Origin of the sequence: Feifania hominis (assembly GCF_014384765.1) — a bacterium.
In the GTDB taxonomy this organism is placed as follows: Bacteria; Bacillota; Clostridia; order Oscillospirales; family Feifaniaceae; genus Feifania; species Feifania hominis.
This window is the reverse complement of the sequence record NZ_JACRSP010000001.1, coordinates 362216-381183: the sequence shown is the minus strand read 5'-3', so window position 1 is coordinate 381183 and position 18968 is coordinate 362216. Positions and strand designations below refer to the sequence as shown.

The 18968-nt window shown below is 57.8% G+C and carries 18 protein-coding genes; 3 read left to right on the top strand and 15 right to left on the bottom strand.

Going from position 1 to position 18968, the window contains the following annotated elements:
- Positions 1-32: 32 nt before the first annotated feature.
- Together H8695_RS01805 and H8695_RS01800 are read right to left on the bottom strand one after the other, a co-directional pair.
- On the bottom strand, positions 33-506 hold the full coding sequence (locus tag H8695_RS01805; RefSeq protein ID WP_249299164.1) for a pyridoxamine 5'-phosphate oxidase family protein: 474 nt from the start codon (positions 504-506) through the stop codon (positions 33-35).
- A gap of 1 nt (position 507) precedes the next feature.
- On the bottom strand, positions 508-1419 hold the full coding sequence (locus H8695_RS01800) for a LysR family transcriptional regulator (RefSeq protein WP_249299163.1): 912 nt from the start codon (positions 1417-1419) through the stop codon (positions 508-510).
- Between the two features lie 169 nt (positions 1420-1588).
- On the opposite strand from H8695_RS01800, the gene H8695_RS01795 reads away from it, so the two are divergent.
- Positions 1589-2896: a cation:proton antiporter gene (locus H8695_RS01795; protein WP_249299162.1), complete on the top strand. Its 1308-nt coding sequence runs from the start codon at positions 1589-1591 to the stop codon at positions 2894-2896.
- 86 nt (positions 2897-2982) lie between these two features.
- Here the strand turns inward: H8695_RS01795 and H8695_RS01790 are convergent, their stop codons facing one another.
- From H8695_RS01790 to H8695_RS01730, 13 genes are all read right to left on the bottom strand, one after another.
- Positions 2983-5442 (bottom strand): excinuclease ABC subunit UvrA, encoded by a 2460-nt coding sequence (locus tag H8695_RS01790; RefSeq protein ID WP_249299161.1) that lies wholly within the window; start codon positions 5440-5442, stop codon positions 2983-2985.
- Between the two features lie 128 nt (positions 5443-5570).
- On the bottom strand, positions 5571-7268 hold the full coding sequence (gene ptsP / locus H8695_RS01785) for a phosphoenolpyruvate--protein phosphotransferase (protein WP_249299160.1): 1698 nt from the start codon (positions 7266-7268) through the stop codon (positions 5571-5573).
- 26 nt (positions 7269-7294) lie between these two features.
- Positions 7295-7564, bottom strand: coding sequence for an HPr family phosphocarrier protein (locus H8695_RS01780; protein WP_249299159.1), 270 nt, complete (start codon positions 7562-7564; stop codon positions 7295-7297).
- A 267-nt stretch (positions 7565-7831) separates the two neighbouring features.
- A complete protein-coding gene (gene mutM / locus H8695_RS01775) occupies positions 7832-8662 on the bottom strand; it encodes a bifunctional DNA-formamidopyrimidine glycosylase/DNA-(apurinic or apyrimidinic site) lyase (protein WP_249299158.1) in 831 nt (276 codons plus the stop codon).
- Positions 8655-9545, bottom strand: coding sequence for a radical SAM mobile pair protein B (locus H8695_RS01770; protein WP_249299157.1), 891 nt, complete (start codon positions 9543-9545; stop codon positions 8655-8657). The genes mutM and H8695_RS01770 overlap by 8 nt, the downstream gene beginning before the upstream one ends.
- Positions 9542-10468, bottom strand: a complete 927-nt coding sequence (locus tag H8695_RS01765; protein WP_249299156.1) for a DUF1848 domain-containing protein — start codon at positions 10466-10468, stop codon at positions 9542-9544. Before H8695_RS01765 ends, H8695_RS01770 begins: the two co-directional genes overlap by 4 nt.
- Positions 10465-10926: a MarR family winged helix-turn-helix transcriptional regulator gene (locus tag H8695_RS01760; RefSeq protein ID WP_249299155.1), complete on the bottom strand. Its 462-nt coding sequence runs from the start codon at positions 10924-10926 to the stop codon at positions 10465-10467. Before H8695_RS01760 ends, H8695_RS01765 begins: the two co-directional genes overlap by 4 nt.
- A gap of 224 nt (positions 10927-11150) precedes the next feature.
- Positions 11151-11807 (bottom strand): ribulose-phosphate 3-epimerase, encoded by a 657-nt coding sequence (rpe, locus tag H8695_RS01755; protein ID WP_249299154.1) that lies wholly within the window; start codon positions 11805-11807, stop codon positions 11151-11153.
- A 293-nt stretch (positions 11808-12100) separates the two neighbouring features.
- Positions 12101-12871 (bottom strand): YlmH family RNA-binding protein, encoded by a 771-nt coding sequence (locus tag H8695_RS01750; RefSeq protein WP_249299153.1) that lies wholly within the window; start codon positions 12869-12871, stop codon positions 12101-12103.
- 102 nt (positions 12872-12973) lie between these two features.
- Positions 12974-14293, bottom strand: coding sequence for an MFS transporter (locus H8695_RS01745; protein ID WP_249299152.1), 1320 nt, complete (start codon positions 14291-14293; stop codon positions 12974-12976).
- A 114-nt stretch (positions 14294-14407) separates the two neighbouring features.
- Complete coding sequence (locus H8695_RS01740; RefSeq protein ID WP_249299151.1) at positions 14408-15100, bottom strand: SanA/YdcF family protein; 693 nt, start codon at positions 15098-15100, stop codon at positions 14408-14410.
- 71 nt (positions 15101-15171) lie between these two features.
- The gene (locus H8695_RS01735; RefSeq protein WP_430413281.1) at positions 15172-15417 is read right to left on the bottom strand and encodes a hypothetical protein; all 246 of its coding nucleotides are present in this window, start codon (positions 15415-15417) and stop codon (positions 15172-15174) included.
- Positions 15414-16658 (bottom strand): DNA polymerase Y family protein, encoded by a 1245-nt coding sequence (locus tag H8695_RS01730; protein ID WP_249299149.1) that lies wholly within the window; start codon positions 16656-16658, stop codon positions 15414-15416. Before H8695_RS01730 ends, H8695_RS01735 begins: the two co-directional genes overlap by 4 nt.
- A 213-nt stretch (positions 16659-16871) precedes the next feature.
- On the opposite strand from H8695_RS01730, the gene aroF reads away from it, so the two are divergent.
- The gene (aroF, locus tag H8695_RS01725) at positions 16872-17891 is read left to right on the top strand and encodes a 3-deoxy-7-phosphoheptulonate synthase (protein ID WP_249299148.1); all 1020 of its coding nucleotides are present in this window, start codon (positions 16872-16874) and stop codon (positions 17889-17891) included.
- An 11-nt stretch (positions 17892-17902) separates the two neighbouring features.
- Complete coding sequence (gene aroB, locus H8695_RS01720) at positions 17903-18961, top strand: 3-dehydroquinate synthase (protein ID WP_249299144.1); 1059 nt, start codon at positions 17903-17905, stop codon at positions 18959-18961.
- Positions 18962-18968: the final 7 nt, after the last annotated feature.

Below are 18968 nucleotides of genomic sequence, written 5' to 3'. Positions count from 1 at the left end.
CCAATATCAGGGCCTCTCTTTTTTTGCCATATTCAGTGTGCGCGGTGTCCTTTGGCGCTGAGCGACTGCACATCGAGACGCAGCACCGTGACGGTAGCCGCCTGCCGCACATCAATCTCGTGGGGTCTGCCCGGTTCGAGCTGATGCAGAATGCTTTTGAGACCGCGCACCTTTTCGGCGGGGTCGTCCACCTCCGAAAGCCGGCCTATTCCCATGATACTGTCATAGTACATGGTGTACTGGCAGGGAAGCTGCGCGGTCTCAAGTCTGTGGCGGGTGTCCATCTCGAAGCAGACGACGCCGCCCTCCCTCATGCGCTCGAGCTTGCGCCCTTCATGTGCGCAGTGAAAGTAAAGCGTGAGCCGGCTGTCGCGCTCCTCCCAGCCAAAGTTCATTGGCACGATGTAGGGAATCTCTCCCCCGAAGCCGATGCGGCACACATCGCAGGCCGCCAGAATTTCTCTGATTTCGCTTGTGTTGGTGATCTCTCTGTCTGCTCTTCTCATATCATGTCTCCTCTGCTGATTTTCTGCTTCTTCCCCTGTTGTAAATGCCCCGAATCTCCTCAAAGATCTCGGCGTGGTTGAATTCCGGGCGGTAGACCAGGTTGATCTGCCGCGGCATATTGAAGTTCTCTACCGGCACAACTTTCAACCGTCCCGAACTCTCCTCCTCCGCCACAGCACTGTGCGCCATGATGGTCACCCCGAGGTTGGAGGCGACCAGTTCCTTGATGGTGGTGATGTTGTCGATTTCAATGACGATATTGAAGTCACGGATGGTCTCGTTGTGGCTCATGAGGTGGTTTTCAAAGAGTGAGCGGGTTCCGGCACTCGGGGGACGCAGAATGAATCGCTGGGCCTTGAGTTCGGCCAGCGGCACGCTTGCCCGATCGGCAAACGGATGCTGCGGTGATACAACCAGACAAAGGTAATCCATGTCGAGCAGCAGCGTCACATAGTCCGGATTGGGAGCTGACACGTCTACAATGGCCCAGTCAAGCTCATAATTTTGCAGCTTTTTATAAATTTTCTTTATCGTATCAGTCAAAATGTTGATGTGTACGCCCGGATGTTCCCGGCAGTAGGCGACAAAAACCTGCGAGACCAGATTCTGCCCGACCGTCGGTGTGATGCCCACGTTGAACCGGTGAATGGAGTGCTGACAGTCCTCCAGTGCCTGACGCGCGCTATCGGAGAGCGCCACAATACGACGGGCATATTTGATCAAAATCTCGCCCTCTGGCGTTGGAATCAGCTTATTTTTGGCCCTGCGAAAGATTTTGACGCCGTATTCCTGTTCGAGCTGGCGGATGTGATGGCTGACCGCCGGCTGCGTCAGTGACAGCACTTTTGCCGTCTTGGTGTAGCTGCCGATGTTGGCCAGTGTGATCAGCGTCCTGATTTTGCTGTCAATCATCACGACACCCCTCCCTCTCACATAGAATTATTCAAAAAATTTATAACAGGTCAAAATAAGATAATTTGATTTTATCACCGACGCCGCATAGAATCAAGGTTGTAAGCTCCCCTGGCTGTGAGACCTCTTGCGCCGGGGCGCCAAATGAATCATAAGAGGGTGGGAATCCATGCTGCAGAACATACAGGCATTTTTCGCCGATACTTTCACCTTTCAAACCAATACTCTTGTCATTTTGAGCATCGCGGCGATTTTGGCGGCCGGCTTTCTTCTCACAAGGTTTACAAAGCCGCTTCACCTGCCCAATGTGACGGGCTATATTCTCGCGGGCATTGTCATCGGCCCCTATGTTCTTCACCTGATTCCGGTGCAGATCATATCCGGCATGGAATTCGTCACCGATATGGCGCTCTCTTTCATCGCCTTTGGTGTGGGAAAGTATCTCAAGCTCTCCTCGTTGCGAAAAAACGGCTCGACGGTCTTTGTTCTCACACTCTGCGAGGCGCTGGTCGCCGCTGTTGTGGTCACACTCACCATGCTCTTTGTGTTTCACCTGCCGCTCTCATTCTCTCTGCTGCTCGGCGCCATCGGATCGGCTACGGCGCCTGCTTCCACCATCATGACCATTCGCCAGTACAAAGCCAAGGGCAACTTTGTCAATCTCATTTTGCAGGTGGTCGCCCTCGATGACGCGGTTGCGCTGATCGCTTTTTCCATCTGTGCCGCAGTGGCTCAGGCCGTCAGCAGCAGAGGGGCTTTTGACGCCTACGTCGTCATCATCCCGATTGTACTCAACATGGCGGCCGTGGGCATCGGCATTCTTCTCGGCTTTTTGCTCACAAAGCTCATCAACGACCACCGTTCCAAGGATCACTGTCTGGTCGTCACCATCGCTCTTTTGATGCTGATGAGCGGCCTCTGCTCGGCGGCGGGCATCTCGCCGCTGCTCTCCTGCATGGCGCTCGGCACGGCCTACAGCAACTTGAGCGGAAACAAGAACCTCTTCAAACAGGTCAACAAATTCACTCCGCCCATTCTGACGACTTTCTTTGTCCTATCGGGCATGCGTCTGGACATCAACGCCCTCGTCTCGGCCGGGGTCATTGGCATCACCTACTTCGCCGTGCGTATCGTCGGCAAGTATCTCGGATCTTTTCTCGGGGCGAGCATCACAGGGGCCGACCGGGCAGTGCGCAACTACTTCGGTTTGACGCTGATTCCGCAGGCCGGCGTCTCCATCGGCCTTGCCATTCTGGGTGCGCGCCTGTTGCCGCCCGACATGGGCGCCCTCCTCTCAACCATCATTCTTTCGTCCTCGGTTCTCTATGAGATGATCGGCCCGATCAGCGCCAAGACGGGGCTCTATCTCGCCGGTGTCATCAACTGGGACGGCCCCAAAAAGCCCCAGAGCCCCGCGATCTCCAGACAGGAGCAGCAACCTGTAGAAACCGCCAACCACGCTGGCACGTCGGTGTAAGGGGGAGTTTTGCCCCACTTCTCTCCTCGGCCGGCATCGGCTCCTCCACACAAAAGGCGCTCCGCTTTTGAAGCGGAGCGCCTTTTTTAATGATTCCCAAAGAAAACGCGTGCCGTATCGCCGACGGCCTCTTGCATCTGAGCCGGCGTGCCGGTGAACATCAGCTCCCCGCCCCTCTCGCCGCCTCCTGGGCCGAGATCCACAACGCAGTCGCAGTGGCGGATGAGCTGCTCGTTGTGCTCCACTACGACCACCGTAGAGCCCGCGTCGACCAACTTGTCAAGAAGCCTTAGAAAGTGCTCCACATCGACCGGGTGCAGTCCCGTCGTCGGCTCGTCGAGCAGATAGAGATTTCTTTTGCGGCCCCTGCTGCCAATCAGCTCGCGCGCGAGCTTTAGCCGCTGCCCCTCCCCGCCGGAGAGCGTGGGAAGCGTCTGGCCGAGTTCCAGGTAGCCGAGCCCCACTTCCATGAGCAGATTTAAAATCTCCGCGATGGGCCGCCGGTCCGCAAAGAGCTCAGCCGCCGCCTCCACCGATAACTTCATCACATCGTGGATGGAGTGGCCGCGGTACTTCACATCGAGCACCTCGTCCGAAAATTGGCGGCCGCCGCAGGCCGGACAAACCACCTCGACATCTTGAAAGAAGAGCAGATTGCTTGTTACCACGCCGAGCCCCTGGCAGGTCTCGCAGCGTCCCCCCGTGGTGTTGAACGAAAAGTGCCTTGCGCCGAGCCCCCGGCTGACCGCCTGCGGCGTCCCAGCAAAGAGTGTACGGATGGGGGCGTATGCACCGCAGTAAGTCGCGACATTTGAGCGCTTCATGCGGGCAAGCGGCGCCTGCCCGATCTCCACTAAGGCGTCAAACTGGCCACAGCCCGACACGGCGCCGTCAGGGCCCCGGTGGTCGCCCTTTGCAATCAGCTCAAACACGAGCGTCGACTTGCCCGAACCGGAGGGGCCGGTCACTGCGCTCAGGCACCCCGCCGGAATTGCAACGTCAAACCCCTTTAAGTTGAATTTATGCGCGCCGCTCACCCGTACCGCTGTGCCCGACGGCTGACGAAAGACAGTCTTACCCGGATGAGTGGCGCCAAGATAGCACCCTGTTGCCGACTCCGGGCTGCGGCAGATCTCCTCGGGCGTTCCAGTCGTGACCACCCGGCCGCCGCGGAGGCCGGATCCCGGTCCGATGTCCACAATCCAGTCGGCCTGCCGCATCACATCGGGGTCGTGCTCGATGACCAGAACCGTGTTTCCCTTATCCCTGAGTCTCTTGAGCACGGCCACGAGCCCCGCCGTATCTTTTGGGTGCAGCCCCACGGTCGGCTCATCCAAAATGTAGATTACCCCGCTCAGATCGGAGTCCAGCACAGCCGCAAGCCGCATTCTCTGCAGCTCCCCGCCAGACAGAGTGGTTGTCTGTCGATCAAGGGTCAGATAGCCGAGCCCCACCTGTAAAAAACGATCGAGCTTCGTTCTGAGATCGAGCAGATAGTCCCCCACCATATCGCTGCGCTTGCCGTCGAGTTTTTCCGCGAGTGCATCGACCCACTGTCGAAGCTCCTCGAGCGAGCGCACCGAAAGCTCCGGCAGCCTGGTCTGCTCCACCGTGACGGACCGGCTCAGCTCACAGAGCTGCTCGCCGCCGCAGTCGGAGCAGACAACACTGTGAAAGTAGGCGCCGAGCCGCGCAAGATCGCCGCCGTGGTCTCGAAGCCGCTTCCAAAGCATGGGCACAACGCCCTCGAAGCGGCCCGCAGCCGCCGTCTTGGGCGGCGCCGCATCGGGAAAGGTCTCGCGCACCGCGTCACATGTGACGCCCTCCATGAGAATGGCCCTTTGAAGCTTATCAAACTGCGAAACGGCTATATCCCGCGGCTCGGGGATACCGAAGTGGCGCAGAGCCCGGTAGTACACGCCGGTCTGGTATTCGCCGAATTTTGCCTCCCAAAATGCCACGGCTCCCTGCTCGAGCGACAGCTCCTCGCGCAGCACACTCTCAAGCCTGACGCTCAGCGTACTGCCCAGACCCTGACAGGTTGGGCAGGCGCCCTGCCTGGTGTTAAAGGAAAACTCGCTCCGGGTCAGCTTGCGCATGCGGTGCCCGCAGAGATGGCAGATCATAAAGACGCGGAACTCATCTCCCTCCCGCTCGGTCTGCTCTTCACAGTCGGCGCTGGAAATGGGTCTGCCGCAGCCCGGACAGGTGCGTACGCTCAGCTTCTCGTAGACCATGCGCAGGTCGGTGTAGAGATCGCTCACCGTGCCGACGGTCGAGCGGGGGTTTTTGTTCTGGTCGCTCTGTGTGATGAGAACAGCGGGCGACGCCCCGCGTACCCGGTCGACCTGCGGCTTGCGGATTCCCTGCATGCCCATCGCCTCGAGATACTGGCGCTGACACTCCTGAAACAGCACATCGATGAGAAGCGTGGATTTTCCAGAGCCGGAGAGTCCGGTGAAGACCACCAGCTTCTCCTTTGGAATGGCGAGTGTGACGCCTCTGAGATTGCCCTGTGTTGCATTTTGAATGACAAGTTCCGACATACAAGTCCCCTCTCCGGCAAAAAAAGGCCCCGGCGCACTGAAAGCCGGGGCCGCTGTTTTGATCTCTTTTTAAACGTGAGTCGTTCACACGGTCGAAACACGCCGTGCCCGGCTGCCAAACGGCGCGCTCACCACTTGTTCGACAGATACTCGCGCACCTCGGTGGGATCGGTCATCTTCAGCGCCGCCGAGAGCAGATCGCCGTTGACCTTGATGTGGCGCACCTTGTTTTTGATCTCGAGAATGGAACTCGCGTTCATCGACAACTCGTCGATGCCGATGGCGACAAGCAGCTCGGTCGCATCAATGTCACCCGCCATCTCGCCGCACATGCCGACCCAGATTCCCGCGTCGTGCGCGGCGTCCGCCACCATTTTGATCGCTCGCAGAACCGCCGGGTTGAAATAGTCATAGAGATAGCTGATCTTGGCATTGCCTCGATCGGCCGCCATGATGTACTGCACAAGATCGTTTGTCCCGATGCTGAAAAAGTCACACTCGCGCGCCAGTGCCGGTGCCATGAGAACGGCGGCCGGCGTCTCCACCATGATGCCGATCTGGATGTCGCCGTACTCCATCCCCGCCTCCTCGAGCTGTCGGCGGGCGGTCTCGACATACTGTTTTGCCGTCTTGACCTCAGAGACAGAGGTCACCATCGGCAGCATGACTCCGGCTCTGCCGAATTTTGCTGCGCGCAAAATGGCCTTGAGCTGTATGATGAACACATCCGGGTTTGCAAGGCACATGCGGATAGCCCGCCAGCCGAGAAACGGATTGTCCTCCTTGCCGAAGTCGAAGTAGGACAGCGGCTTGTCTCCGCCGATGTCGATTGTGCGGATCACACACAGCTCGCCGCCGCACTTTTCAATGACTTTCTTGTAAATGGAGAACTGCTCTTCCTCACCGGGGAAGCTCTTGGCCTCCATAAAGACAAACTCCGTACGGAAAAGGCCAACACCTTTACAGCCCTTAGCCAGGGCATTGTCCATATCCGCCACCGAGCCGACATTGGCGGCAATGGTGACTTCGCGGTGGTCAAGCGTCTCAGCAGGCAGATCGATGAGTGTCTCAAAGAGCTGCTGCCGCTCACGCTCCTCACGGAGTTTTTCCTCATAAATTGCCCTTGTTTTTTCATTGGGGCGCACAATGAGCACACCCTCGTAGGAGTCGAGAATGCACTCATCGCCGTCTCTCATGCCGTCGCAGCAGTCGCCGACGCCGACGACGGTCAAAAAGTCACGGGCCTTTGCGATGATGACCGCGTGGGAGGTCAGACTCGCATTCCCCATGACGATACCCTTGACCTTGTCGCTTGGAAACGACGCAATCAGCGACGGCTCCACCTCCTCCGAATAGACAATGAGATTGTCCTCGTCAAACTTCGGGTCGCCGATGCCGAGCACCGCCTTGGTGAGCATGTTGCCCACATAGCCGATGTCGGTCGCGCGCTCTTTGAGATAGGGGTCGTCAATCCCCTCGAACATCGCCGAGACCTCAACGGCGGCGAGGCGAATGGCGTCGACGGCGGAATTTTCCGCCTCGATGTTCTGGATGATCTTGTCGCGCATGAACTCGTCTTTGACAATACTGTCATGCGCGTTGATGATCTCAACCTGGGTATCTCTGCCCTCGTTTTGAAAGCGCTCGAGCAGGCTCGAAAGATCGCTCAGCACATGCTCACAGGCCGCTTCGTAGCGCTGCCGCTCCACCTGCGGCGTCCCGCGGACATAGGCACGCTTGGCCTCCTCAAAATCGGTCTTGATGATTTTGAGCTTGCCCACTGCGATGCCCTTGACTACGCCGAGTCCCTTTACCACTTTCTCCATTCTCTCACCTCGAAAGCCGAACGGCCTTACTCTTTTTCAAAGAAGTTGTTGTCGACCAGATTCTTGATGGCCTCCATGCACTCGGTCTCGTCCTCACCCTCGACGGCAATTTTGCAGTCCGTTCCCTCGCCGAAGCCAAGGGTCATCAGCAGAATGACGCTCTTGGTATTGACCGTCTTTCCCTTGCCTTCGATGGTAACTGTACTCTTGAATTTGCTGCTTGTCTGCGCGAGCAGAGATGCGGGCCTCGCATGAAGCCCCAGCTTGTTTGTGAGTGTAAAACGAATTTCCTGCATCGTCACACCGCCTCTTTCCAGTATGATGAGCCGGGACTCCTCCCGGCGGTACAACTGTGGTAATTACCACTATTATAATACAAAAACACCTCTTTGGATATAGCTAATTTTGTGAAACTTTCGCAAAACCATCCGGGCGGGTTCCCAGTTCACTCCTGCTTTCACCCCACTGCAATAAATTTACTGTAAAAGCTCATCTACCGACAAACCACAAAAAACGGAGCGGCTATCGAGCCGCCCCAAAATACATGCCCCACTACTGCAAGGTTAAATTTTCCTCTGGCAGCGCGGACAAAAACAACTGTTTCTGCCACCGATTAACACTCTCTCAATTGCTGTCTTACAGCTAACACAGGGCTGTCCCGCGCGTCCATATACTCTCAGATGTGCGGCGTTGCGGTACTCTCTGCCCTCTCCCTGTAAATACTCCTGTGGTGTTATGTCATCGGCATCGATTCCCCATCGAATAATTTTCGCAATAGATCTTGCCAGCTGTTCCCAATCAGCGGCCATGAGAGTGTCACATTGCGCCCGAGGATGTATGCCCGCATCAAATAGAATCTCATCAGAATAGAGGTTGCCAATTCCGGCTACTACGGACTGATCGAGAAGCATTGTTTTAATCGCCGCTTTCCTGTGTGCGAGCTTTGATTTCAAATAATCTGCGCTCAGCGCGGCATCTGTAGGTTCCATGCCCAGTTTGGACTGGCCGGTATATGTATCCTCCTCTGCGCTTCGCAAAAACCAAAAGCGTCCGAAGCGCCTTGTGTCAAGATATCGAATTTGATTGCCATCCGACAGAGATGCAATCAGATGCGTGTGTCTTTGCACCGGTTCCTCTTCGGGTATGACCAGCAGCCTTCCGGTCATCCGAAGATGTAGACAGAGCCTGTCATGGCTTTTAAAATGAATGGTGAGAAATTTTCCCCGACGACTGATTTTGGTTACGGTCTGCCCCTGCAGCATTGCCGTAAACTGCTCTACCTGCGGATGTGCAATGATCTGCGTGTTGCGCACTTCCACTGTTTCAATCGTTTTACCCTTGAGTTGTGGCTCCAGTATACGTCTGGCGGTCTCCACCTCTGGCAACTCAGGCATTTTTATTCGCCCCCCTCTTTGCCGACTTTTTAATCTGCTCATGAAAAAAGTAATTGACCACAAGCGGCGGCTCCTCAAAGGGACGATTTACCGAGTCGTCACTTCGGAGATAGATCAGCCCCTCAGCGTTCGTCATATTCCGTATCTCCTCATCCAGCACGGCCCAGTAGGTACGGTCGTTTCGCTGGTAAATCGCCTGGTAGAGCGGCAGCAGATCGGGGTGTGTGTTCTCTATGTATTTAAAAATAACCGACTTATAGTTTCCGCGCAGATTCAGGTTCTCCAACCATACAAGATTGCACAGATGCCTGACTCTTCGTATGATTGCGGGCACGTCAGTGATACCGGGGAAAATCGGCGAAATGAAGCAGGTTGTACGCACTCCTGCATCGTGAAAAGCTCTCATGGCTGCCAGACGGCGCTCGATGCTCACTGCTTCGTCCATCTCTTGCCGGAAGCTCTCATCCAATGTGTTCACCGACCAGGATACACGGGCATTGGGAAAGGTTTTGATGAGGTCAAGATCCCGTAAAACAAGATCGGACTTGGTGGCGATGCTGATTTTGCAGCCACTCCCCTGCAATTGCTCGAGAAGCGCCCTGGTCCGCCTCCATGTCTTCTCCAGCGGCTGATAGGGGTCAGTCACGGAGCCGATAAACAGCTCCTTTCCCGCATACCGCTCTGGATGGCGAATAGTCGGCCAGCATTTGATGTCAACGAATTCGCCCCACGGTTCAGAATGGCCCGTAAAGCGCTTCATGAAGCTGGCATAGCAGTACTTGCAGGCGTGAGCACAGCCCACGTATGGATTGACCGAATAATCACTGACCGGCAGATTTGACTTGGACAGGACACTCTTAGTCTCAATTTCTTGAACCGTCATAGCTGCACATCCTTTGAGAGAAAGCTCTTTTGCGCGCCCTGTTGTACGACATCGGTCTCTGTCAAATGACCCAGCAGCAGCGGTGAGTCGGGGTCATGCTGCCGAAAATTTTGAGTCGCTTTGTCAGGGCTCTTGTTGGCGTAGCAGTACCGGCACCCATTCAGGCAGGTATCATAGGCACCAATGTCTCGGCTCTCGATGCAGTGGCAGCCCTGCCGCATTCCCCTGTGCTTCAGATTTTTAAACACAACTCCATTGGCCCGCCCAATCATCTCAAGAGTCATGCACCCGGAGGCCTGAATGCCGTAACGAGTGTAGTCTCCATTTGTCCCACAGGTCTGCAGTTTCAGGCCGTACTTTGCTGCAATTTCGCCCAGTGTTCGAGCCAGTGCACTCTTGTCTGCTTCCGTCAACACTTGCAGTTCCGGCATATTGGTTGTGAGCTTTTTGTACATCTCAACAAAGCTGAATATACAGCGATCCACATAGGGGGTAAGTTCGCTTGCCATCTGCTCAAACGTTTTCCTGTGAACCTCAAGCGTATACTTTGAAGTGAGCAGAACGGGATCATACCGCCACGCCACACGCTGTCTGCCTACCAGGTTGGACAGCTTTTTCAATGTTTTCACACTCTGCTCAATGGACGGTACCCCGGGCTCTACATCCCTGCCGTAGGCAGTAATCGTATAGTGAAAATAGGTGTGAAACCTGTCTGTGATTTGGGGCAAATCGGCAAGGATGGGTTCATAATTTTTGGAGCAGAATACCACGCAGTCCACCACGTCGGGTGATAGCTCATAGCGAGTCACCCTGTTGGGAAACAGTGGATTTCGGGAGTAGACATAGCCTTGCTCAAACCGTTTCAGAAGCCATTTTGTGTAGTATTGTACGGTATCCGTACGGCCGCCGGTATTGATGATCATCTGCGCACCTCCTGTATGGCTTCAAACTTCTCTATCATGCTGCGGGAAAAAAGTGTTGTAAGTCGCACCAACTCTGCAATATCCTCCCCAGCCAATTCGCCCATGGCCTCACGTTCCGCGCGGGCCGCCGGTGGAATGATTTTCCTGGTGTAGGCAACGCCAGCATCCGTAAAACGGACAATTTTGTTTCGGCGGTCTGTCTCAGATTCTGTCAGAGTAACATATCCCTGTCTCAAAAACTTTTTTACGATTGCACTCACTGTCTGCTTTGTAGCGGACAGCCGTTCGCAAATCTCAGACTGTAGACAGCCATCCGGCGCAAACCAGATGATATCCAACACAAACAGTTCTTTCGCTGTTAAACTGTGTCGTCTTGCATAGCGCTCGTACACGGAATATTGAACATCTCGCAACTTGCCGTATTGATTGACATATCCCCTGATTTCTTCCTGCGTCATAAAGCCCTCCGTACATAATTTGATAGTCTATTATTTGACTATATGATAGCACGATCCTCTGCCATTGTCAATCGGATCCGATGCGAGCGGATATTCCCAAGACGCAGCGAGAGCGTAACACGCATGTTACGCTCTCGCTGTTATCTTCCACTTTTGACCGGGTGTCATTTTCCCACAAACCAACGGGGCCATGACACCACCCCCACAGCTCTCTATTCTGTGTCTCACTTGCCGGCCGCCGCACGCAGGGCACGGATGTTCTCGACGTAGTCGCCGCCGTTGTAGACCGCCGAGCCGACAACTGCGACATTTGCGCCCGCCTCGGCAACAAGACCAATGTTGTGACTCTTGATGCCGCCGTCGATTTCAAGGTCGATTTCGCGGCCGGTTTTTTCAATCAGCGCACGGGCCTGGCGCAGCTTTTCAAGGCTCTCCGGCATGAAAGACTGCCCGCCGAAGCCGGGTTCAACTGACATGATCAAAATCAGGTCGAGTTTCTCTGCAAACCGCTCCAAAACGCTCACCGGGGTCTTGGGTTTAATGACCATACCGGCCCGGACGCCCGCCGCATGAATGCGGTCGATGATCTCATCGTGGCGCTCGGTGCTCTCGTAGTGGAAAGTCAAAATGTCTGCCCCGGCCTTGAGGTACTCGTCGATGTAGCGCTCTGGCTCGACAATCATCAGGTGTACATCGAATGTGATGTCGGTCAGCGGACGCAGACACTTGATGATGTCCTGCCCAAAGGACATGTTTGGTACAAACACACCGTCCATCACATCGAGGTGCATATAGTCTGCGCCGGCCTTCGCCGCGGCGACGACCTCGTCTCCGAGACGCGCAAAGTCGGCAGTCAGCACGGAAGGAGCTATTTTCATCATCTTAAAAAATCCCTCACTTTTTTGATTTGGCTGATTTTATTGTATGAGCTTTGCCAGGTGAAGTCAACCGAAAAAAGAACGGCGTTTTTTCAAAATAGCCGCCCGGCAACGGGCCCGCGCACAATCACAAACCGCCGCCCGTCTCATACTCTATTAAAAGGGCGGCAACAGGCGGGCCGTTGGCACGGCGTTTGAACCCTTGAGGATGCCGCCAAAGAAACCGTGCCGAACGTTCGCTTTATATATTTTGGCGCCATGGGCGGCGGGAACATTCCCGCCGCCCAAAGCGCCTTTCAGCGCAAAAAGCAGGTAAGCTCCACAAAGGTGCGCCCCTTTTTCGAGTTCCCCCCGACGTGGGTGAGCACTACGCGCCCCCTGCCGCGCACTGAGAAAACATCTCCCTCGCCGACCTCCCGCGAGGGGCTCTCGCACGGTCTGAAATTGAGCTGAAGCCCGCCCGCGGCGATGAGTGCGGCCATGCGCGTGCGCGAGAGGCCAAAGCCCTCGGCCGCCACGCTGTCGAGGCGAAGAGAGGCAACTGTCGCTCTTTTCAGAATGCCGTCCGGCTCGGGCACGACAATCTCCTCCAGGCGCGCCGGGCGCGCTGTGACGGGAGTGCGGCCAATTTCGCGCAGCTCCTCATAGAGCACACCACAGACTGCGTCCGCCGCAAAGACAATGCCGGGCGACTGCGGACAGGCCAGGATGTCGCCGATGGTCTCACGCTTGAGATTGAGCCCCATGAGGCTGCCGAGATAGTCCCTGTGGGCCGGTACCGCCGCGCGGGCTGGGAACTCGATTGCCACTGCTGTCAGCGGCGGCTCGGGTCTTATCTCCCCCTGCTCATAGAGCAGCAGCATGCGCCGCTCCGCTCCCTCATAGCCCCCGTCAAACTCCAGAGTGAGCGGTGTTCGGCCTCTGAAAGCGCCCGCGATCAACTCCTGCTCCGCCGGGGTGTAGAAGTGGCGGGACACCGCCCGGCCGCTGCGTTCGGCGCGCTCGACGAGTTCCTCCGCGCGCCGCAGCAGCAGCCGCTGCTCCCCGTCGACGCCGACACGTCCCATTCTGTCTGAAAAATCCATATCTCCTCCGTGAGCGGGCCGCCCTGCAGGCGGCCCTGTTGTTGGTTTATGATAGCCCGGGGCTGCCCGCACTCCTCGTGCGAATCAGTCGGCCGTCACAGCGTCCTCCCGCAGCACACATTTGACATAGAGCGCGGTGGCGAGCAGGCCGAAGCCCGACACGAGAAAGATCACGTTTTCCCCGGTGAGCAGAAGCGGCCCGAGGCGCAGACTTTTTCCGATGAGCGCTCTCCCAATCGCCGAGCCCACGAGGGAGGCCAAAAAGCCCGTCACAAGGCCGGTGCAGGCGTTGAGCGCAAAGTAGACCGTGCGCGACTTGCGCGGGGCAAACAGAAAGTTCACCGTCAGCAGACTCACCGCAACTCCCGCCCACGCGAACCCACCGCCGATGTGAACCACAGGCAGCAAAAACGGGGCCGTTGCCGGACACATGACGATCCACAGGCAGTGGATCACCGCGAGAATCACAATGGCGCGCAGCAGCACCTGCGGCAGACTGCGGCGGCTCGGCTGCCGGCCCCAGTAGCGCGACGCGAACACCCGCGCGAGATTCTCCGCGAGCGACAGAAGTGAGATGACCGTATAGGGCAGCCCGAGGTTTCTCACCTGGTAGATGCTGTAGTAGGCAAACGCCACATAGACGCTGAAGTTGTAGATGATGTGAAAGAGGATGAACTTCCGGTAGCCCGGGTTTGACAGCGGGATGCGAAAGACATCCGCAAGGCGAAGTCTGACACGACCTGTTCGCACCGGCGGCTCACAAAAGCGGCTCATACAGATGAAGTTCACTACAATGACAACTGCCGCCACGGCGAAGAGCACCGTGTAGCCGAGCCCTGCTCTGTCCGCGCCGCGAAAGCGGTCGAGCACCTGCCCCATCACGATACTCGAGACGGCGCCGCCCGCGATCATACAGGCGTCGCGCCGGGACATGAAGCGCCCGCGCAGCTTTGCCGGAACAACGTTTGTCAAAAATTCGTTGAAAGCCGGCTCTCCGAAGTAGTTGCACGAGTACCCCGAGAGAATCAGCGCACAGAAGCCCGCCGCGCGCAGCGCGGCACTGCCCCGCACCAGAGCGAGCAGACCGATTCCCGCCACCAGCATGCGATAGGCGACAAAGAGCCCGATGAAATACTTCATGCGGTGGCTCCTGCTCTCATAGAACAGCGGCGCGATCAGCTGCACCGCCGCCGCGAGATAGGGCAGCTGCATGAGCACCGCCGAGGTGTTCGCGTCAAGGCCCAGATACTCGAGATAGCCCGCGAGAAAGGAGCCCGTCATCAGCACATAGAACATCTGTGCAGAGAAGGCCTCCCGCAGGATGTATTTTCGCGTTTTGCGATAGGTCAGATTGCGAAAGCGCCGGGTTTTGCCGTCTGTCTTGATGAGCTCTACTTCCTGCATAAGCCACCCCTGCTTTTGCATTTTTTCACCGGCATCCTCCGGTGTGGTAACGCCATTCCGGCGCCAGACAAAGCTCCTGTCAGCGGCTCTTACCGTTGATGAAACACTCTTTTATCAGGTCTTTCCGTCATCGGTGATTGCCCCGTCTCCCCAGACCGGAATCTCCTCTCCGAGATAGGTCGGCTTCGGCCGGAGAATCTCGGCCTGCCAGAATGCCTTGACACGCGCGCCGATCTCGCGGATCTCGTTTTTCACAATTCCCGCGTACTCGCGCGGGTCGCTGTTGACACCGGCCGCGTCGAGGCCGAGGCGGTCGGCGATGTAGAGCGCCCGCACCACATGAAAGCGCTGGGACACGATGATGACACGCTCGGCCAGAAATACATCCCGCGCACGGTAGATCGACTCGTAGGTGGAAAAACCTGCGTGGTCCATGAAGATGTCTCCGCGCGGCACACCGCGCTGCTGCAGGTACTCGCGCATGGCGTTGACCTCGTCGTACGACTCTCTTCCGTGGTCTCCTGAGACGATGATCTTCGGCGCCAGGCCCGCCTCATAGAGCGCGAGAGCGTAATCGAGGCGGTCCTGCAGCATGGTTGAGACGCTGCCGTCCGGGCGCACATAGGCCCCCAGCACCAGAATGGCGTCGGCGGCGACAATCTGATCGCTCTGCCCGATGTCATAGAGCTCCCGGCTGCCGATGCGCTCCACCCGCAGGTAGATCAACCCCGTCACAAGGATAATCGCGAGCAGCGCAATACCTGCCGCAAGCAGAACTCTTCGAATGATCTTTGCGCTTTTGTTCATCGTCTCTCCACCTCATACGCCTATCATACCGGAAAAGGCGCGCCGCTTCAAGCGGCAAAAAAAGAGGCCCGCTACTGCTTGGCCTCCACAAACCACTTTCCCTCCTCGTAGAACAGATAGCTCTCCATGCGCCCGATGCGGCAGCGGTAGCGCAGCCCGTGGCCGCCGACCTTGAGACTTGCCGCCGGCCGGCACTCGGTCACGCGATCGACGCTGTAACGTCTGCCGTCCTCCCAGGTGATGACCCGGGGAATGATGTTTCCGGCGCTGTCGAAGTCGGCGTTGACCTTGACATAGACCTTTCTCAAGACACTCACCTCTTTCGAAATGCCACCGGGTGGACGATGTTGTCATCCGCCGGGGAGATCGTCCCCGTCACCGACCCGTCGAGCAGGCAGCCGCGCGTGATGGCCCGCACGCCGAAGCGGCGGCGGATCTCATCCATGCTGCGCTCAATCTTCTCCTGTCTGAGCTGGCTGCGGGCATACTGCTCCAAATCGAGCTGCACGGGAGTGTCCTCGTCGAGCAGTTCCACCGCGCGAAGCCCCATCGCGCGCACCGGCCTCTCCCATTGGTAGCGCGCGCCAAAGAGTCCGGCCGCGCAGGCTGTGAGCGCCGCAGCCGAGGCCGACGGCTCGGGCAGCAGGCTCTCATATTCGCGCGAGAAGAGCTCATTGTCCTTGACCGAGACCTGGATGATCCGCGCCACCTTGCGCGCGCGGCGCAGCCGCTTTGCCACACTGTCGGCGAGCAGCGTCAGCGTCACCTCCGCCTCGCGCCGGCTCGTGATATCCCGCGGGAGCGTCATGCTGTTGCCCACACTCTTCGGCTCATCGACATAATCGCTCGGCATAACGGCGCTCTCATCGCGGCCGTTTGAAAAGAGCCAGAGCATATAGCCGTTTTTTCCCAGGCGGTGCATCAGGTACGCCGGGTCACACCCCGCAAGCTGGCCAATGGTGTAGAGCCCCATCGTGTGGAGCTTGCTCTCGGTCGCCCGCCCGACGAAGAGCAGCTCGCGCACCGGCAGCGGCCAGAGAAGCTCGCGGTAGTTCTGGCGCGTGATGACCGTCACCGCATCCGGCTTTTTGTAGTCGCTGCCCATCTTGGCAAAAATCTTATTATAGGACACGCCAACCGAGACCGTGATGCCGAGCTCCTCGCGGATCTCCCGGCGGATGCGCTCGGCAATCTGTTCCCCGCCGCCGGGCTCGGGCGAGCCTGTGACGTCGAGCCAACACTCGTCGATGCCGAACGATTCGACAAAGCCGCTGTGGCGCTCGTAGATCGCGCGCGCCGACGCGCTCATACTCAGATAGCGCTCACGGTTCGGCGGCACCACCACAAGATTGGCACACTTGCGCTTCGCCGCCCAGACCGGCTCGCCCGTCTTGACACCGCAGGCCTTGGCCGCCATGTTCTTGGCCAGTACAATGCCGTGGCGCAGCTCCACGCTGCCGCAGACCGCGACCGGAAGCTCCCGGATGCGCGGGTTGTAGAGACATTCCACCGAGGCGTAAAAATTGTTCAGATCACAGTGCAGAATCTCACGCTGCATGCCGGTTCCTCCTCTCTGAAGATCATTATAAAACCAAACATTTGTTCTGTAAAGCTCCTTTTTCTTCCTTTTTGACGGCTATTTACCCAGAATGGAGCGCATCAATTTCCAAATATTCTTCACATCAATCAATTGAAAAAAACAAGTTCTTTCGATATTATTTTAATAAGACGAAGACGCGCGTCCACGCGCGTTTAAAGGAGAGAACGTAACATGATTGTTGTGTTAAAGACCGGCGCTCCCAGAGAGGGCGTCACAGAGCTGACAAAATATCTGGAGCATTTTCACGTAAATGTCTCTCCCATCGAGGGCACCGGCACCACCATTCTTGGCCTTGTGGGCGACACCTCCTCCATCAACCCGGAGAATATCCTGATGTATGACGTCGTCGAGCGGGTCATGAAAGTGCAGGAGCCCTACAAGCGCGCAAACCGCCGCTTTCACCCCCACGACACACAGATCACTCTGCCGGGCACCGACATTGTCATCGGTGGCAAAAAGATCGTTGTAATGGCGGGCCCCTGCTCAGTCGAAAGCCATGAGCAGATCGATACGGTTGCAGGTGCGGTACACGCCTCGGGCGCTGAGATTCTGCGCGGCGGCACCTATAAGCCCCGCAGCTCCCCCTACTCTTTCCAGGGGCTCAAGGACGAGGGCGTCGCCATGCTCCACGCCGCGCGCGACAAGTACCACATGCCCATCATCTCCGAGATCACGGGTGCGGATCATCTGCCCATCTACGAGCGCGACGTCGACATCATTCAGGTCGGCGCGCGCAACATGCAGAACTTTGAGCTTCTGCGGGCGCTCGGCCGGTCGAAAAAGCCCATTCTGCTCAAGCGGGGCTTTGCAAACTCCATCGAGGAGCTGCTCATGGCCGCCGAGTACATCATGAGCGAGGGAAACGAGCAGGTCATGCTCTGCGAGCGCGGCATTCGCACCTTTGAGACCGCCACGCGCAACACGCTCGACATTTCGGCTGTCCCCGTACTCAAGATGCACAGCCACCTGCCTGTCATCGTCGATCCTTCCCACGCGGCAGGCGCCTACCAGCTCGTGCCCGCGCTCGCCAAGGCGGCGGTTGCCGCAGGGGCCGACGGCCTGATCATCGAAGTTCACCCGAATCCGCGCGAGGCGCTCAGTGACGGCGCCCAGTCGCTCACCCCTCATGCGTTTGACAAGCTGATGGGCGAACTGCGCCCCATCGCCCATGCGGTCGGCCGCGAATTGTAAAGGGACATGCCATGACAACCATATCCTGCGCGGGGTTTGACCACCCCTATGAAATTATCATTGAGAGCGGCTGCTTTGCCCGTGTCGCGCACACCGCCCTGCCGCTTGTGAGCGGCCGGCGCGTGGCGGTGGTCACCGATTCCAATGTCGCCGGGCTCTATGCGGGCGGACTGTTGGCGGGTCTTGAAGCCGCGGGTTTTCAGACTCACCTGTTTGTCTTTCCCGCCGGGGAGCAGTCGAAGACGCTCGACACCATCGGGCAGCTCTACCGGTTTCTCAGCGAGAACGGTCTCACCCGGTCGGATCTGCTCTGCGCGCTCGGCGGCGGCGTCACCGGCGACATGACCGGCTTTGCCAGTGCCACCTATCTGCGCGGCATACCCTATGTTCAGATTCCGACGACGCTTCTCTCCCAGGTCGACTCCTCCGTGGGGGGCAAAACCGGCGTCGACACGCCGTTCGGCAAAAATCTCGTCGGGGCGTTTCACAACCCGGTCGCAGTTCTCATCGACCCGGAGCTTCTCACGACACTCCCCCGCGTCTTTTTTGAGGACGGGCTCGGCGAGGTCATCAAGTACGCCGCCATCCGCGACGCCGCGATGGAGCAGCTTCTTCTTGAGCGGCCCCACGGTGAGGCCCTCGAGGCCCTCATCGCCCGCTGTGTCGCCATCAAGCGCGACGTTGTCGAGGCGGACCCGCTCGACACGGGACTTCGCGGTATTCTGAACTTCGGTCACACCCTCGGCCACGCCGAGGAAAAGCTCTCAAATTTCTCCGGCTACACCCACGGGCAGGCGGTGGCGGCCGGCATGGTCGCCGCGGCCGCCATCGGCGAGAGGCTCGGTGTCACCGAGGCCGGTACTCGGGCGCAGCTTGTACGCCTACTCGAGCGCCACAATCTGCCGACCGCGCTCACCCACTCGGCCGATGAACTATTCGAAGCGGCGCTGCACGACAAGAAAAATCTCTCCGGCAGCCTCTCGCTGATTCTTCTGCGCCGCTTTGGGGAGGCGGTCATCCACCCCATTCCCGTGGAGGATTTTCACTCACTACTGCGACAGTGCCTTTGAGCGCTGT

Bases quoted from the DNA above. Each gene is read 5' to 3' on its own strand.
- aroF (WP_249299148.1), top strand. From the start codon at position 16,872: ATGATTGTTGTGTTAAAGACCGGCGCTCCCAGAGAGGGCGTCACAGAG.
- H8695_RS01805 (WP_249299164.1), bottom strand. From the start codon at position 506: ATGAGAAGAGCAGACAGAGAGATCACCAACACAAGCGAAATCAGAGAA.
- ptsP (WP_249299160.1), bottom strand. From the start codon at position 7,268: ATGGAGAAAGTGGTAAAGGGACTCGGCGTAGTCAAGGGCATCGCAGTG.
- H8695_RS01730 (WP_249299149.1), bottom strand. From the start codon at position 16,658: ATGCAGCGTGAGATTCTGCACTGTGATCTGAACAATTTTTACGCCTCG.
- H8695_RS01760 (WP_249299155.1), bottom strand. From the start codon at position 10,926: ATGACGCAGGAAGAAATCAGGGGATATGTCAATCAATACGGCAAGTTG.
- rpe (WP_249299154.1), bottom strand. From the start codon at position 11,807: ATGATGAAAATAGCTCCTTCCGTGCTGACTGCCGACTTTGCGCGTCTC.
- H8695_RS01800 (WP_249299163.1), bottom strand. From the start codon at position 1,419: ATGATTGACAGCAAAATCAGGACGCTGATCACACTGGCCAACATCGGC.
- H8695_RS01750 (WP_249299153.1), bottom strand. From the start codon at position 12,871: ATGGGACGTGTCGGCGTCGACGGGGAGCAGCGGCTGCTGCTGCGGCGC.
- H8695_RS01790 (WP_249299161.1), bottom strand. From the start codon at position 5,442: ATGTCGGAACTTGTCATTCAAAATGCAACACAGGGCAATCTCAGAGGC.
- H8695_RS01795 (WP_249299162.1), top strand. From the start codon at position 1,589: ATGCTGCAGAACATACAGGCATTTTTCGCCGATACTTTCACCTTTCAA.
- H8695_RS01765 (WP_249299156.1), bottom strand. From the start codon at position 10,468: ATGATCATCAATACCGGCGGCCGTACGGATACCGTACAATACTACACA.
- H8695_RS01740 (WP_249299151.1), bottom strand. From the start codon at position 15,100: ATGAACAAAAGCGCAAAGATCATTCGAAGAGTTCTGCTTGCGGCAGGT.
- mutM (WP_249299158.1), bottom strand. From the start codon at position 8,662: ATGCCTGAGTTGCCAGAGGTGGAGACCGCCAGACGTATACTGGAGCCA.
- H8695_RS01770 (WP_249299157.1), bottom strand. From the start codon at position 9,545: ATGACGGTTCAAGAAATTGAGACTAAGAGTGTCCTGTCCAAGTCAAAT.
- H8695_RS01745 (WP_249299152.1), bottom strand. From the start codon at position 14,293: ATGCAGGAAGTAGAGCTCATCAAGACAGACGGCAAAACCCGGCGCTTT.
- H8695_RS01780 (WP_249299159.1), bottom strand. From the start codon at position 7,564: ATGCAGGAAATTCGTTTTACACTCACAAACAAGCTGGGGCTTCATGCG.
- aroB (WP_249299144.1), top strand. From the start codon at position 17,903: ATGACAACCATATCCTGCGCGGGGTTTGACCACCCCTATGAAATTATC.